The 15099-nt window shown below is 42.0% G+C and carries 13 protein-coding genes and 5 pseudogenes; 6 read left to right on the top strand and 12 right to left on the bottom strand.

The window, feature by feature from the left end; translation table 11 throughout:
- Window positions 1-118: 118 nt before the first annotated feature.
- The 6 genes and pseudogenes from G4D76_RS14255 to G4D76_RS02035 all read right to left on the bottom strand — a co-directional run bounded on the left by G4D76_RS14255 (window position 119) and on the right by G4D76_RS02035 (window position 3965).
- The gene (locus G4D76_RS14255) at window positions 119-625 is read right to left on the bottom strand and encodes a peptidoglycan bridge formation glycyltransferase FemA/FemB family protein (protein ID WP_250130107.1); all 507 of its coding nucleotides are present in this window, start codon (window positions 623-625) and stop codon (window positions 119-121) included.
- Window positions 561-1420: pseudogene (locus G4D76_RS14265) on the bottom strand (peptidoglycan bridge formation glycyltransferase FemA/FemB family protein). The gene G4D76_RS14255 and the pseudogene G4D76_RS14265 overlap by 65 nt, the downstream one beginning before the upstream one ends.
- A 24-nt stretch (window positions 1421-1444) precedes the next feature.
- Window positions 1445-1597: a peptidoglycan bridge formation glycyltransferase FemA/FemB family protein gene (locus tag G4D76_RS16510; RefSeq protein ID WP_371814642.1), complete on the bottom strand. Its 153-nt coding sequence runs from the start codon at window positions 1595-1597 to the stop codon at window positions 1445-1447.
- Window positions 1557-2356, bottom strand: a pseudogene (locus G4D76_RS16515) (peptidoglycan bridge formation glycyltransferase FemA/FemB family protein). The gene G4D76_RS16510 and the pseudogene G4D76_RS16515 overlap by 41 nt, the downstream one beginning before the upstream one ends.
- 44 nt (window positions 2357-2400) lie before the next feature.
- Window positions 2401-2598 carry a peptidoglycan bridge formation glycyltransferase FemA/FemB family protein gene (locus tag G4D76_RS16520; protein WP_371814539.1) on the bottom strand — a complete coding sequence of 66 codons (198 nt, stop codon included), beginning with the start codon at window positions 2596-2598 and terminating at the stop codon, window positions 2401-2403.
- A 116-nt stretch (window positions 2599-2714) separates the two neighbouring features.
- Window positions 2715-3965, bottom strand: coding sequence for an aminoacyltransferase (locus G4D76_RS02035; RefSeq protein WP_213810395.1), 1251 nt, complete (start codon window positions 3963-3965; stop codon window positions 2715-2717).
- A 635-nt stretch (window positions 3966-4600) separates the two neighbouring features.
- Here G4D76_RS02035 and G4D76_RS02040 point away from each other — a divergent pair.
- The 5 genes and pseudogenes from G4D76_RS02040 to G4D76_RS02055 all read left to right on the top strand — a co-directional run bounded on the left by G4D76_RS02040 (window position 4601) and on the right by G4D76_RS02055 (window position 8321).
- A complete protein-coding gene (locus G4D76_RS02040) occupies window positions 4601-5194 on the top strand; it encodes a helix-turn-helix transcriptional regulator (protein ID WP_213810396.1) in 594 nt (197 codons plus the stop codon).
- A 123-nt stretch (window positions 5195-5317) separates the two neighbouring features.
- Window positions 5318-5686 (top strand): ArsR/SmtB family transcription factor, encoded by a 369-nt coding sequence (locus G4D76_RS02045; RefSeq protein ID WP_213810397.1) that lies wholly within the window; start codon window positions 5318-5320, stop codon window positions 5684-5686.
- A pseudogene (locus tag G4D76_RS02050) lies at window positions 5679-7831 on the top strand (heavy metal translocating P-type ATPase). The gene G4D76_RS02045 and the pseudogene G4D76_RS02050 overlap by 8 nt, the downstream one beginning before the upstream one ends.
- 141 nt (window positions 7832-7972) lie before the next feature.
- Entirely contained in the window at window positions 7973-8107 is a 135-nt protein-coding gene (locus tag G4D76_RS15745) for a hypothetical protein (protein WP_256440521.1), read from the top strand.
- A gap of 64 nt (window positions 8108-8171) precedes the next feature.
- The gene (locus G4D76_RS02055) at window positions 8172-8321 is read left to right on the top strand and encodes a c-type cytochrome (RefSeq protein WP_250130109.1); all 150 of its coding nucleotides are present in this window, start codon (window positions 8172-8174) and stop codon (window positions 8319-8321) included.
- 171 nt (window positions 8322-8492) lie between these two features.
- On the opposite strand, the pseudogene G4D76_RS02060 reads toward G4D76_RS02055, so the two are convergent.
- The 5 genes and pseudogenes from G4D76_RS02060 to G4D76_RS02080 all read right to left on the bottom strand — a co-directional run bounded on the left by G4D76_RS02060 (window position 8493) and on the right by G4D76_RS02080 (window position 13015).
- Window positions 8493-10221: pseudogene (locus tag G4D76_RS02060) on the bottom strand (GMC family oxidoreductase).
- Window positions 10222-10533: 312 nt separating this feature from the next.
- Window positions 10534-11312 (bottom strand): annotated as a pseudogene (locus G4D76_RS02065) (acetoin reductase).
- 112 nt (window positions 11313-11424) lie between these two features.
- On the bottom strand, window positions 11425-11943 hold the full coding sequence (locus tag G4D76_RS02070) for a hypothetical protein (protein ID WP_213810398.1): 519 nt from the start codon (window positions 11941-11943) through the stop codon (window positions 11425-11427).
- A complete protein-coding gene (locus G4D76_RS02075; protein ID WP_213810399.1) occupies window positions 11922-12266 on the bottom strand; it encodes a hypothetical protein in 345 nt (114 codons plus the stop codon). Before G4D76_RS02075 ends, G4D76_RS02070 begins: the two co-directional genes overlap by 22 nt.
- A 188-nt stretch (window positions 12267-12454) precedes the next feature.
- The gene (locus G4D76_RS02080; protein ID WP_213810400.1) at window positions 12455-13015 is read right to left on the bottom strand and encodes a DUF488 domain-containing protein; all 561 of its coding nucleotides are present in this window, start codon (window positions 13013-13015) and stop codon (window positions 12455-12457) included.
- Between the two features lie 117 nt (window positions 13016-13132).
- On the opposite strand from G4D76_RS02080, the gene G4D76_RS02085 reads away from it, so the two are divergent.
- A complete protein-coding gene (locus G4D76_RS02085; protein WP_250130110.1) occupies window positions 13133-13717 on the top strand; it encodes a TVP38/TMEM64 family protein in 585 nt (194 codons plus the stop codon).
- A gap of 227 nt (window positions 13718-13944) precedes the next feature.
- Here G4D76_RS02085 and G4D76_RS02090 read toward each other — a convergent pair whose 3' ends face one another.
- Window positions 13945-15048, bottom strand: a complete 1104-nt coding sequence (locus G4D76_RS02090) for a sodium:solute symporter family protein (protein WP_250130111.1) — start codon at window positions 15046-15048, stop codon at window positions 13945-13947.
- Between the last annotated feature and the right edge of the window lie 51 nt (window positions 15049-15099).

The raw sequence follows: 15099 nt of genomic DNA on the forward strand, positions 1-15099 counted from the left end.
ATTTCCACAGTGACGGATGAACCTTATCCTCCTCTACCCCGTCATCGTCATTTTCACAGTGACGGGATAACCATCTATCCAGTCATTGTAGTTTCCACAGTGACTGAGCATCATCAAATCAATATAAAAAAACGGCCTGCAAGATATCCTGCAGGCCGCTCCTATATATATCTATATCTTCCCAAGTTTTTTTCGCGATCGTATAGACCGGTTTGTTGAATACTTTGTCAAACGTGCCCGGCAGTTCTTCGATATATGGTGTAAAACCGCGTTTAAAGCGGTAAACGCCGTAGTCCTGCGCCTGTTCAGTAAAGTCGCCTGTCAGACCGAAGAAGTTAAACCGCTTCACACCTAATTCCTGCGCCTTCTTAATCATTTCCCAGGTCGCAAAGTTCGTGCCTTTAAAGAACGACAGTTCCGGGTAGCTTCCGCTAAACAAGTATACCATTTCATGGTTATTATAATAGTACATACCTGCTGACAGATCGAGCTCCGTCCCGAATTCGGCTTTGAATTCTTCCATCTTCTGAATGCGCTTATCTTTACTCAGAAGCTGTTCTTTATGTTCGTTTACACGTTTCTTCTCTCGTTTCGTCGCTGTGCCGTTCGCAGTTTTTCTCTTCAATCTCTGCAATATTAGCGAGTTCCGCTTCACGTTCTTCATGAAGCTGATCCAGATACTTGTCCACATTCACATGCGTCAGCACTAAAAACATGCGGTCCTTCAGCGTATTCAGCAGATTTTTAATTTTCTCCGCCGGTACCGGGTCAAAGCCAATGCGTTCTTCTGTCTCTTTAATATATCGATAAACTTATCATACTCGTCTTCACCGAGCAGCTTCAATTCAAGCGGCATTGTTTCTGTCTGACGTGTATTATAACGAGTCGTCGTATCCATCTGCTTTAATATCTCATCGAGCGGTTTATCGACATCGATTACTGCCTGATAGCGTAACAGCTCTTCAGTGATCAGTTCTGTCGTAAAGCCGTGATGGTTATAACCTAGATTCTCATATATAGAAACGATGTCCTGGTTATTACGCTCATCCGACTCACACACATTCCCATCATGATCTCGCATCTGATACACAGTATACGGCGAATGAATCATCTGCAGTGCACCGTTCTTCTTGACATACGCATCAATGGCTTCTAAGAAGAACTTCAAACGCTCATTAGTAAAGTCATTAATCAGCGGTCCCGTATGAGACGTAAACAGTCTGAACTTCTTCAGTACTGACGTCGCACTTAAGAGTGACACTCCAGCCAAATCTTCACCATCGTATAACCCGAGCAGATGCGTTTCATTCACACGGAAAATGTAATCGTAGAACAGCTCATCATGAAAATAGTGCATATGCCCGTCATAGGTCTGTACAAATAATCTAAATGCTTCTTCTGTTATTGGTTTTACTTCCATCGCTGGATCAAACCTTTCTATGCTTTACTTATTCAGTCCAAGTTTCGCTTTTACTTTATAGACATTGTGCTGCATTGGCGCAATCACTTTAACAAAGTCCCCGACGAGTTCTTCAATCTCTGCATTGAATCCGCGTTTAAATCGATAAACACCGTAGTTCCCCGTCCTCAGAGAAATCTCCGCTTACGCCGTAGAAGTTGTAGCGTGAAATGTTATTGTCAATGCAATACTTCATCATCTCTAAATGCATTTTATACGGTCCAACGAACTGCGGATACTCAGATGTACTTGCCCCTGAGTTATACACAAGCTCATACGGCGTTTCGAAGTAAATACCGGCAGCAAGATCCAGCACATTGCCTTCCTTCTCGTGGATGACTTTGGCTTCATCTAGATCGCCGGTAAGATTACTCACTTGTTTTTCCATTTCTTTTATCTTGTTTAATGTTTTCTCATTCTTATTCTCTTTGGCCTGCATTGTCTCTAAGCGTTTTGTAACATCTTCTAATTCCTTAGTCAGATTCGCCACATACTTATCGAGTTCGATATAAGCATAAGGAATGAGCACCTTATCGCCGTATGCTTTTTTAAAGTTCGAGAAATATCCCTTAGGATCCGGATGTGTAAAGAAGCCCTGGCGTTCTGACGTATCGGCATACAGCTTCACGAACTTATCGATTTCATCGACTTCTAAAAATCTAAACTCCACGCCGTATTTCTGTACTTTCTTCATATGCGCTTACGCTGTGAGTCGAATGACTTAACCAGCTGCTGTTCATTGTCAAACGGCGTCATATCCAAAACACTCATCCAGCGTGCCTGGGATGTTTTAGAATAACCGCGTGTAAATCCTTCATGACCGTAGCCAAGCGACTCCATCAGCTTGATTAAGGCATCCTGCGCCGGGTATTCTCCCTTCTCGAACATCCTTATCATACTTCTTGTAAATCCAGTTCGGATCGACTTTAACGTATGAACAGTTATTTCTTAAGGTATTCCGTTAAGCCTTCAAAATAGAAACGTACCAGCTCTAAATTATGATAATCGAGTACCGGGCCTCTGTTCGAGTAATAGAAATATTTGCCCATCACTGTCGGCTGCAGTGTAAACAGACATGCTGCCACAACTTTATCCGCATCATCTTTAGCACCGAGCAGTTTAACCGTTTCGCCATTCATCTCACGGTTGGTTTTATTTCAAGCATCTGGAAGAAAGCCGCCTCATGGCCTTCTTCTATAAATGCCGCATATTCTTCATCAGTTAATTCTAAAAACTTCATGCGATTCACTCTCTCTTATTTATTACGCAGCTTATTCAGTCCGTTATAAATCTTATATGCCGGACCGTTCACCGGTTTGATAAAGTCCCCGATATATTCGTTCACTACAGCATTGAACCCTTTCTTAAACTGAATTACACCGTAGTCCTCAGCGTTTTCAGTAAAGTCTCCGCTGATACCGTAGAAGTTGTACTGGTCTATGCCTTGTTCCAATGCATACTGAATCATTGTCCACTGAATTAAGTAGCTCCCTGCAAAATGACGGAAGTCGTTATCTGTCCCGCCGGACAGGTAAGTCACTTCATGCGGTGTCACTATAAAGTACGCACTCGACAGCGGCAGTTCCTTGCCGTGTGTCTCCAGCAGCGCTTTACCTTCAGTCAGCTTCGCATCGATGTTCTCAAGCTGCTCGCTCAGGTTCTTAATTTTATTCTGGTTCTTCTCGTTATCCGGATCACGCTCTAAAGCACGTTCCGCTTTTTCGATACTCTTTTCCATCTTCGCCTTATCCTGTGCAATAGACTCGTTATAATCTTCTAAGTCCACGTATACCATCGGAATCATAACCTGATCTTTGAAGTAGCGTTTTCTATCAATATAGAAACTGTCATCTCTATCGTAGAAAGACTTCATCTCTGACGTATCTTTCATAAACTTACGGAAGATTTCGATATTATCGATATCAAGATACTTAATATGCAGACCGTGTTTCTCCGCCTTCTTAATATTACGCTTACGGAGCGTATCCATTTCATCGAATGCCGTCTTCTTATCTTTCCCTGCAAGATCCAGCACTGAATGCCATCGAACCTGGACAATCGGGTCAAAGCCGTTTTTAAATCCATCATGATCGTAACCAAGGGCTTTAAAGTTATCAAAGATATAATCATTTTCCATACTCTTAATAACTTCGCCCTCGTGATTGCGCTTATTAATCACTTCATACGGGTCCGCGCGCAGGTACATGACTTTCTTCGGTTTTAAGAACTTCGTCAAGCCGTCAAAAAATGTAGTAAAAACCGTTTCGTCGCTGTAGTCAAGCACCGGCCCTCTATTCGTATATGCGTATTTAAATACTTTCATGACAGGCGTCAATGTAACTAGGCAAGCAGCCTTAACCGCGTCGCCGTCTTTTACACCTACTAAATAAGTCTCAATGCCGCTGTCTGTTTTTAATTTGTAATTTTGTTCTGTCTGGGTAAAATGACTGAAATGTTTTCCTGTGTAGTCATTGAATTCTTCCAATGTTAACTCTGTAAATTGCATAATGGCACTCCCGTTCATCAATTCTCAATCTCTAATATAGTAACAGATTTCAGCCTGTGTTTCATCTAATTACATAGACGGAAAGGCGCCAGTTCAAACTAAATTCTTTTAAAAGATAAAATCTCGTCGCCGGCGTGGGGTGATGCTCGGTGCGGTATTGGGCGTTGCCCGCGCTGGAGGACAACGGCGAAACGGCGTCGTACTCCAAACCCTCTTAAAGTACGACGTCAGATCCCTGTAGTATCGTAAGAGCCTTTAAAGTACTATGTGAAAGTCCCATCGTACTCCAGCCATCCGTAAAGGACAACACCAGAGTCCCGTAGTACTCCAAGTCTCGTACAAATACAACGGCAAAACACCGTCGTATCCCAAGACCTCCTAAAGTACGACACTGGGGTGGCGTCGTACTCGAAATCAGTTTATAAAATATAAAAATCGTAGCCAAATTAAATCAGCTGCGATTATCGTGGAACGCTATTTGTATGAGTTTTTGTTGTTTCTCAGAAATCTTCACACCACTTTCACGCCTATAAAATTCGCCTATTTAAGCGAATTTAAATATCTAATTCGCCTTTTAAGGCGAATTATTGTAGAATATATTCATTACAGTAAAGGAGCTGGTCGCCATAATATCTATGCTGATTTTGGATGTATCAAACAGTACGAAGGCACCACCGGAGATATACAACCACCTCTCTCATATAGAACGTAAGCTGCGGGATTTAAACTCAGATGAGAACAAATTATATATGAATTACCGTATGGGCGAAGAACTGTTTATTTTATCATCACAGCCGCATTACACTATTCTGTTATCATTTTATGCGAAATCATTATGGCCTGCTTCGGACTTCCCGTTAAAATGCAGCTTCTATACTGTGGATGACTCTTACCCTGAATACAATCCGGATCGCTGGAACCATCCTTCCATAAAAGCAGTAAGAGAATCGCTTCAAACGATTAAAAAATCGAAAGTACAGGATTTCTCAAGCCCGGATATGCCGAAAGGTATCGAAATTGCGTTAATGTATGCAACTGACATTTTCAGAACGGTGACCCCACTGCAACAGGAAGTCATGCAGTACTATTTAACAGGTATTACTCAGAAGGAGATCGCAAGACTGACAAAACGATCTGTGTCGACGATTTCGAAACATGTCCATGCATCACGGGTCAAACAGCTGACGGAAATTATCGATTACGTCAGCGAACAATACGAACTGAATTAAAAGAGATAAGCGGTTAATCATCGCTTATCTCTTTTTTAAAACTCATTATAGTATCCACTTGAATAACAAGATAAAACACTCTATAATTACATTCAATTAAATACTTGAATATAGAGGTGGACCATGACTAATAAAGACGTATGTGAAGTATTCTGCTACGACGAAGACAAGGTAGACAGACTTCAGGAAAATATAAAGACAGTCGACATTGCGGGTATGTCGCAAATGCTGAAAGCCATTGCGGATAAGAACAGAGCGAAGATTACATATATTCTCTGTCAGGATGATGAGCTATGTGTCTGTGATATTGCATTGATACTGGATATCACAATCGCAAATACATCCCATCACCTGCGCACCTTATATAAAGAAGGTATCGTGACGTCACGTAAAGAAGGCAAGCTGGTGTTCTATTCATTGAAAGATCCGAATATTAAACAGCTGATAACATTTGCACTCATGTCCGGGGAAAGAGTGACGGCCAATGTCTGAAGCGGATAAAACAGTTTACCGTGTACAGGGTTTTTCATGTGCCAACTGTGCAGGAAAGTTTGAAAATGTCCAGAAACTTCCCGCAGTTCATGGTGCTAAAGTAAACTTCGGTGCTTCCAAAATTTCGGTATACGGTACAGCAACTATAGACGAACTGGAGCAGGCAGGTGCGTTTGAAAACCTTAAAGTCACACCGGAAACGAAAATCGGCGTCACAAATCAGAAGACAGATGATAAAAAAGAGGAAGACCCTTTCCTTAAAAACACAGCACCCTCCTCTACTCCATTCTTTTAATTGCCTTCGGTTTTATATCGATGGCAGTTAACGGCAACGATAATATTTTAACGCCGCTGTTGTTTATCGCGTCCATGCTGATCGGCGGCAGTAATATGCTGAAAACAGGGTTAATCAATTTAACAAAACTGGAATTCGATATGAGAACATTGATGACTGTCGCAGTCATCGGCGGTGTCTTAATCGGCGAATGGGCAGAAGTTGCGATTGTTGTTGTGTTATTCGCAATCAGTGAAGCACTGGAACGATTCTCAATGGAACGTGCCAGAAAATCAATCAGCTCATTAATGGATATTGTGCCGAAAGAAGCGCTCATTAAAAGAAACGGCCATGAACAGCTGATCCATGTCGATGATATAAAAGTAAATGATATTATGATGGTGAAGCCCGGACAGAAGATTGCTATGGATGGCATTATTACTTCCGGTCACTCATCTGTAAACCAGGCAGCCATTACCGGTGAGTCACTGCCTGTAGAGAAATCCAATAACGATGAAGTATTTGCAGGCACTCTGAATGAAGAAGGGTTTCTGGAAGTTAAAATTACGAAACTCATAGAAGACACGACGATTTCAAAAATCATCCATCTGGTGGAAGAAGCACAGGGAGAACGTGCACCGGCTCAGGCCTTTGTGGATAAATTCGCGAAGTACTATACACCGGCGATTATGGTGCTTGCACTCTTAGTGGCAATTATCCCGCCGTTATTCTTTAATGCAGATTGGTCCACATGGGTATATCAGGGGCTGGCTGTACTGGTCGTCGGCTGTCCATGTGCCCTGGTAATTTCAACACCGATATCGATCGTTTCGGCCATCGGTAATGCGGCAAAACACGGGGTTTTAATTAAAGGCGGTATTCACCTTGAAGAGATGGGCGGCTTAAAAGCCATCGCATTTGATAAGACTGGTACGCTGACAAAGGGTGTCCCTATATTAACGGACTACGAAATCTTAAACAGCGAAACAAACAAAACTGAACTGATGTCAATCATCAGTGCCCTGGAAAACCGTTCGCAGCATCCGCTGGCTTCAGCAATTATCAAAAAAGCCGACAGTATGAATGCAGATTATAACAATATAGTAATCAATCACTTCTCTTCTATTACAGGACGGGGCATTCAGGGTGATGTTAATAATGAAACATATTACATCGGCAGTCCGGCTCTATTCACTGAGTTAAACATGCCTGACTTCACAAAAGAAGTTCACAATAAAGTGACCTCGCTTCAGGAACAGGGTAAAACTGTCATGCTTGCAGGTACAAACGATAAAGTGCTCGCACTCATTGCGGTCGCGGATGAAGTCCGTGAAACGAGTCAACGTGTGATTCAAAAGCTGCATGAAGCGGGTATCGAAAAAACTGTGATGCTGACCGGTGATAATCACAGTACGGCTGCAGCAATATCCGAGCATGTTGGTGTTACAGACGTACAGTCTGAATTAATGCCGGAAGATAAATTGAATGTAATCAATAAACTAAAAGAGAAGTATAAACATGTGGGTATGGTTGGTGACGGTGTGAATGATGCGCCTGCTCTTGCCGCTTCAACGGTTGGGATTGCCATGGGCGGTGCCGGAACGGACACTGCACTGGAAACGGCAGATGTCGCATTAATGGGAGACGATCTGCGTAAGCTGCCGTTCACTGTGAAGCTGAGCAGAAAGACACTCAATATTATTAAAGCGAATATTACGTTCGCCATAGCGATTAAAGTCCTTGCCCTGCTGCTGGTTATCCCGGGGTGGCTGACACTGTGGATTGCAATATTATCGGATATGGGTGCAACGATATTAGTGGCATTGAACAGTATGAGACTGATGAGAGTTAAAGACGATGAAATTGAATAGATTATAAACGAAAAAAGACGCTGTCAGAGTAATCCGGCAGCGTCTTTTTATGAAATTGATTACAAATATTTTTATTATTTACTAAACTTATGATGGATTGGGTATACAGTAAGTATTAAAAAAATTTGAGGGGGACTTTTAATGAGTTTAAAGAAATTTCTAATGGTCAGCGGCCTGTCCATGGTACTCGTTCTCGGCGCTTGCGGCAACGGCGGAGAAGATGGGTCGGATGAAACTGTAACAGAAACAGAAGAACAGCAGCGCTTCAAGCAGTGATGCTAATGCAGACATCGCACGTGACTCATGTGCATCGTGTCACGGTTCAGACTTCTCAGGCGGCATGGGTCCGGCGCTTGCCGGCTTAAGTCTCAGCGAGGATGAATTCAGTGAAATTGTAAGAAACGGACAAGGGTCAATGCCTGCTTTCAGCGAAGATCAAATTAAAGATGAAGAGCTCTCTGCACTCTACACTTTCTTCAGCGAACAGTAAGAAGAAAAATCGTCCTTTAATATGCTCCTCCTAAAGTAAACTACTTTAGGAGGAGTTTACTCTTGAAATCATTACAAAAAGACGACCCGATGATTTCCTGCTTTCTAATTAAGTTATTAACTTAAAAAGATAAAAAAACACACGCAAAATTTGCGTGTGTTTGTGTCTGTCTTAGTTTTCTAATCTCTGGTTATCTTTATGATATTTAATTATTCCTTCAGCACAACGATACGCTATCGCGCCGACTGTTCCTGTCGGGTTGTTTCCTGAGTTGTGTACAAACGTACTGGATCCTGCAACAAACAAGTTATCACGATCCCAATGCTGCAGCCAAGTGTTAACTACGCTGTTCTCAGGTTCTGTACCCATCGGAGTACCACCTGAAATATTTGTTGATTGATAAGGCACAATATCATATGCACCGATATCATCATTTGATACATCTATATGTTTTGCACCCATCTTCTCCATAATATCCTTACATTTCCCTGTCAGATATTTATTTCTTGCATTGTCTTCTTCTGTCCAATTGTAAGTGAGCATGACCTGCGGATTTCCAAATGCATCCTTGTATGTTTCATAAGTCCAGGTAATGATCTTTATGCGGTCCTGTATGTGCCATAGAATATACTTCTAATGTTCTTGTAAAGTTTTTAATTGATTCTTCTTTGAATTCTTCTCCCCACTCAGGCGTATCTTTACGAACTGTGTTCGATAAAATAGGACGGGCACCTGTTTGAGTAAAGTGGATTGATCCGCCGTGAATAAAATCAAGATCATCATGATCAAAGTTATCGCCGTTAAAATCATCCAGAATCATACCCAGTGCACCTGCACCCATAAATGTATTAAACTGTTCATCAAAGAAACCGGTTGCACCTAAACCAGTCTGGTAACAGTAATTACTTCCGAGTGTCCCTTTTTCTGTTTCAGGATTATATTGTTCTCCAATATCTGAAACTCTGAGCAGCTTATAGTTATTAAATAAGAAGCTTGTTAGTACAACAACATCTGCTGGCTGGAAAAATTCTTCATGCGTCATAGTGTCTATGAACTTCACACCAGTTACTTTTTTATCATCATCTTTATCAGTAACAATTTCAGTAACGTTTGAATGATAACGTATTTCATAGTTTCCAGTTTTTTCTGCTGTTTTTAACACTGTCACGTCAGGTGTTGCTTTTGCATCATACTCACATGCAAAACGTTCACAGAATGCACAGTATTGACATTGGTTTAAAACCTCGCCATCAGGGTTCTCATAACTCTGTGACATGTTGGCAGACGGCATCATAATGGGATGCAGATTCAGTTCTTTCGCCGCTTTTTCAAACAGTCTTAAAGATTTAGTTTTAAGCATTGGCGGGTTTGGATAAGGACTGGAGCGCTCCTCACCAAGCGGGTTTTCTTCACCGCTGACTCCGGCAGTTTTTTCAAACTTGTCATAGTATTTTTCCAGTTCATCAAATGTGATGCCCCAGTCACGATAACGCAGTCCAGATTTTTCTCCGAGTTTTTCTTCCCCGTATTTTTCTTCTGTCATTGACTTAATTTCAAAATCATATGGCATGTAACGGTCAGTTTGTCCATTCCAATGTGTACCAGCTCCGCCTCGTCCGCTGCCCGGTAAAAATGAACCTAAACGACGAACAGGAAGTGCTTGTTCATCCCTAGTATTTCTAAACGTTAAAGTTTCAATTGAAGTATCCTGCATCAGTTCATAGCGCTGAGCATATTTCAATTCATCATGTATATGCTGATAGTCAGTCGTATCACGGTAGCCCCCGCGCTCTAAACTTTTAACCTTTAATCCTTCTTTCGCAGTTTCTGCAGCAACAATTCCGCCTGTCCAGCCGGCCCCAATCGTTACAACGTCTACTTTATCTAACTCTTTTGCCATTTCATTATCCTCCTATTATTTACACCCGTATCTTTTCATAAAAATCGTATTTACAAATATATCCTACATTAGATCATTGTAACATTATTAAAATATTATGTAAGAGTTTTAAAGAAATATAAGTTTAAGTTGTATAATAATTACAAAATATTATTACCATGTTTAATGAAAACTTGAGCAATTCGCCTCAGCATTTCCCCAGTAGTGTTAACCTGACCATTTTCATTGCTATACCTCAAATATCAAAGAGCACCCCTAATCAGAAATATCTGATTAGGGGTGCTCCGCTTTTACAGATTAAAAATTTGAAGATTATCTATAGACAATACCGCCATCAGTTAAGATAGCCTGACCAGTATATATCCTGCATCTTCAGAAGCAAGGAATGCTACTAAGTTCGCCACGTCTTTTGGTTCCTGGGTGCGTCCTAAAGAAATAGAAGAAGCGTATTGTTCTAATGCTTCGCCTTTCTTAGTACCAATAACATCCATAAACTTCTCATCTAAACGTTCCCACATTCCTGTTGCCGCAATACCAGGACAATATGCATTAACGGTAATATCGTCTTTGGCAAATTCTTTCGACGCAACTTGAGTTAAGCCGCGCACTGCGAATTTAGATGCACTGTAAGTTGACAAGAAGTCGAAACCTTCATGCCCGGCAATACTTGATGCATTGATAATCGTTCCGCCGTGGCCCTGCTCTTTGAGCTGCTTGGCTGCTGCCTGAATTCCAAATAGGACACCTTTAACGTTAACATCTAAAACAAAATCAATATCTTTTTCAGTAATATTCTCTATCTGCTCAACTGCGCCTTCAACACCAGCGTTATTTATATAAACATCTAATTTACCAAACGTATCTACTGCATGTTTAACCAGCGCAGTGTGATCGTCCAGTTTTGAAACATCTGCAACTTTTGCTGTCACTTCGTAGTTTTTACCTTTAAGTTCTTCTAAAGTCTCATTAAGCACTTCTTCATTAATATCACTTAATACAACTTTAAAGCCGTTCTCACCTAATTTTTCTGCAATACCTTTACCTAAACCTTGAGCCGAACCTGTAATTACTGCAACTCTGTCTAATGTCATGATATAGCCTCCAATTAGTTTGTTTATATATAATATTATATACTTTTCATGTTGTATTTACTAAATTTTCGCTCAATTAAGATGCGGATATTAAATGTTCCCTTCCAAAAAACTATCTCTGATACATTCTCAGTATTCTTTTCCACTCTTGCTGGGCATCCTGGTCTCCTGATATTTCAAACTCACGTCCCGGCGGGTATTCTCCATATGTACCTTCATCATCGTACTCTCCGAATCCTGATGAGAAACTCATATTTTCTTTTTTACCAATCAGTTCATAAACCACGCCGTTGTCGGCCAGCATATACTTGTGGATATTTGTATCCGCCAGCGCTAATCTGGAGTAACCCTCAGCTGTACCCGGGAATGGTGCATCCGTATCTTCTCCAAAGTCACCGCTTGCAGGCTGATAAAATGCCACGCCGCCGACAGCATGTATATCAAAATGATCGAAGCCGGGGTTATCCTGATTTTGAGTTTGTACTTCACCATCAGGCGTCATAGCATACCAATCCCCGCGTCCTGCTGCTCCATGACTGAAGTACATATTGGTTACTGCCATATTTCCAATTTCGGCGCGTTCTATCGCCCAGTCATAGAAGTGCTGGGTCATTTCCTGCTGTTCTTCCATAGTGAACTCTTGTACAGCGAGTTCAGCTGTTTCTTCTTCAACAGCTGCAGTTTTCTTATTGTCATTCTGCGATGCCGCTTCACCTTCTGAGTCTTCTGCCTTATCCGCTTCACTAGCCGTATTTTCTTCGGCTTCTTCTTTTCTTTCTCTGCCAGTTCTTTCCGCAGCTCTTCATTTTCTTTTTCTAATTCCGTCAACTCATCATTGGATTGTTCTTCGGTTGACGCTGTTTCTTCCTGACTGTCCGCTTCACTTTGTTCAGCCTGTCCATCACCGCAGGCGCTGACAAACAGAATCATAAGTAACACACTGATTCTTTTCAAGTAGCTTCTTCCTCTCCCAGATTAAGTTTGGTCTATTACTTATAATATATACATTTATGTGAGCAATTGATATAAACGGCTTCGAATCCCCGGTTTTAGTCATATCTTCTTCAAATGAGTCCCATATATAAAGACCCGTTCTGTGACTTAGGCGGGTCTTGCAATATTAATAGTCAATTCTTTTAAATTTACTTATTCGTTGTTTTCTTAGGATAAACGACCTCCCCATCCTCTTCTATGATCGGCATGGCACCCCATTGTCCCAGCTGATGCGGGACTATTTCTATTTCACCTTTATTATTCACTATTATATGACCGACATTCACATCGTGGGCAACTAACCAGTTACTAACAATTAAACGATGGCATCTGGATGGATGACGTTCAGCACATAAAATAGCGACTGTATTTTCTTTCGCATCTTCCATCAGCAACTTGATGCCTTGTTTGAAGTCGTCTGTCAGCGTGTAGTCTGCGTAGTTATGAAATGATTGATTTTCCCAGCCTTCATTCAAATTTTCTCCTACAGTGCCTGACCGTTTTCGTCGTCCGCCGAGCAGCTTATTATGAAAATATTTTACATCATTATCTTCTAGCCACGCCTGAAATGATTCTTGATTATATTGCGGATGGCTTTTACTGTTAGGAAATGCCCTCACATCCATCACGAATGTCACATCTGCTGTTTGCAGCATTTCCTGAAATTTATCGAGTGAATAATCAAAATGACCGACAGTATAAATACGCATAGAACAGCTGCCTCCTATAGTTTTAAAATTTTTAAATATCTATTCCCTTTTCTTAAGACCTTAGTTAAAGTAAAGAGATATATCATCCGATAAAAATTCGAGGAAAGAGGAAACATAATGAATTCAGAAAAAGATTATACCGATGATTTTTCTCTCCGTTCAATCATTTCTCTATTAACTTTAGTAGTATTCATAGGCATATTGATATGGTTAAGTTTTAATGTACATATTCCAAAACCTGCAGTTTTAAAAGAGATGATTCAAGGATACGGCTGGGCTGGCTGGCTGATTTTTATCGGCATTACAGCCCTGATTGCTATTACCCCGATTCCTGTCACTATTCCGGCCTTAGTCGCAGGTTCTCTATACGGTGTCATTGCCGGCAGCTTATTTTCTTTTACCGGTATATTACTCGGTTCTTGGATTGGCTACTGGTTAGCGAGGTTCACAGGTAAAGACCTGACATTCAAACTCCTTGGCAGACATGGACCGACGGTTGAAAAATATTTGAATAATGCAGGTTTCTTAGCCATGTGTACAGCACGACTGATTCCGGGACTGCCCTATTGGCCAGTCAATTACGGCGCAGGCGCTTTAGGTATCAGCCAGTACGTCTTTTTCAGCAACCTTGATTGCTTCCATCCCGGGGCAGGTTTCCCTTGTCTCCCTTGGCGCCTTCGCAGCCCATCAGTCTCTCTTTAACGGCATCATGCTGGTTACAGCCTGGATGATAGCGCTCACAGCCATTTGTATTTCTTACCGTTACTGGCGAAATAAACGTAAGGAGAGTAAATAACCGTCTAAAAATCACAGAAAGGAACAGACACAGGTGATTAAAAATAGGTTCAGTGTTCGAGATGATGATCTCAAACACTGAACCCTTTGTCTATCAATATTCTTAAGTTAATGATATGCTATTTTGATTGAATTTAATTTTTATGCTTTGACTGTTTCTTACCATTTGTGATGAATGTCACTGCAAGCAGTATAATCACAGACACCGGCAGCCCGATGAAGATGGGATGCAAACCGAAAGGATGTCCTGCAATCTGCCAGATGACGGCGATAATCAGTCCGCTCCACATGGAAGCAAGACCGGCAGCCTTCGTCACCTTTTTCCAGAACATGCCAAAGATTACCGGTGCAAACAAACCTGAGACTGTCATCGCCGTGCCGGTCACCATCAGATTGACGAGTCCGGGAATGGTGAGTGCCAGCACAAGCGCAATGACGGATATAATCAATACCGACAACCTGCTCCATAAGAGCATCATTTTATCACCGTAGTGTGAAAAGTTCGGTCTGATGATATCATTGACGAGCGAGGACGACCCTGCCAGAAGGAACGAGTCCGCACTGGATATGACGGCTGCGAGCAGCACGACAATCATAAAGACGACCAGCGGAAAAGGGAATACTTCATCAACGACGCCGTAATAGACGAGAACTGGATCAATATTTCCCAGCTGGAGGCCGTAGCGGCTGAGTACGCCGATGGCGACGGCAACCGCACCGATCGTTACCGCGACGACCATGGAAATGATATATCCACTACCTGCTACTTTTATACTATCGGCTGCCCAGACCCGCTGCCAGAGATCCTGCCTGACAAATTGGAAGACTGCAAGCGTAAGGAGATAGATCATTATCTCACCCGGTGTAATATTCATCACGCTGAGCATATCGCCTTCACCGGCAGATGCGGCCCGGTCCGCAATCGAACCCCAGCCCCCTGCAGCCATCAATACTGCTGCAAACAGCAGGACGATACCGAGCACAAGAATAATTCCATGGAAAGTATCCTGCCAGATGACGGTCTTCAGTCCGCCGAAATAAGTTTTAAGCGTGAGCAGTACCCAGCCGATGATAATTCCAATCGTAACATCCAAGCCGAGAGTCACGTTCAATATCGTCGCGATGGCGACAAACTGCATACCGGTCATCGCACAATATGAAAATAGTATGCTGATGACTGTCGGTATACGCGCCTTCTCACCATAGCGCAGTGCAGTATAGTCACCGATCGTGACCATGTTATAAGTTTCTCCGAGACTTCGGACACGATTGAGGACAAACATGCAAAA

It is taken from the genome of Jeotgalicoccus sp. WY2 (assembly GCF_018437745.1).
GTDB classification, from domain to species: domain Bacteria; phylum Bacillota; class Bacilli; order Staphylococcales; family Salinicoccaceae; genus Jeotgalicoccus; species Jeotgalicoccus psychrophilus.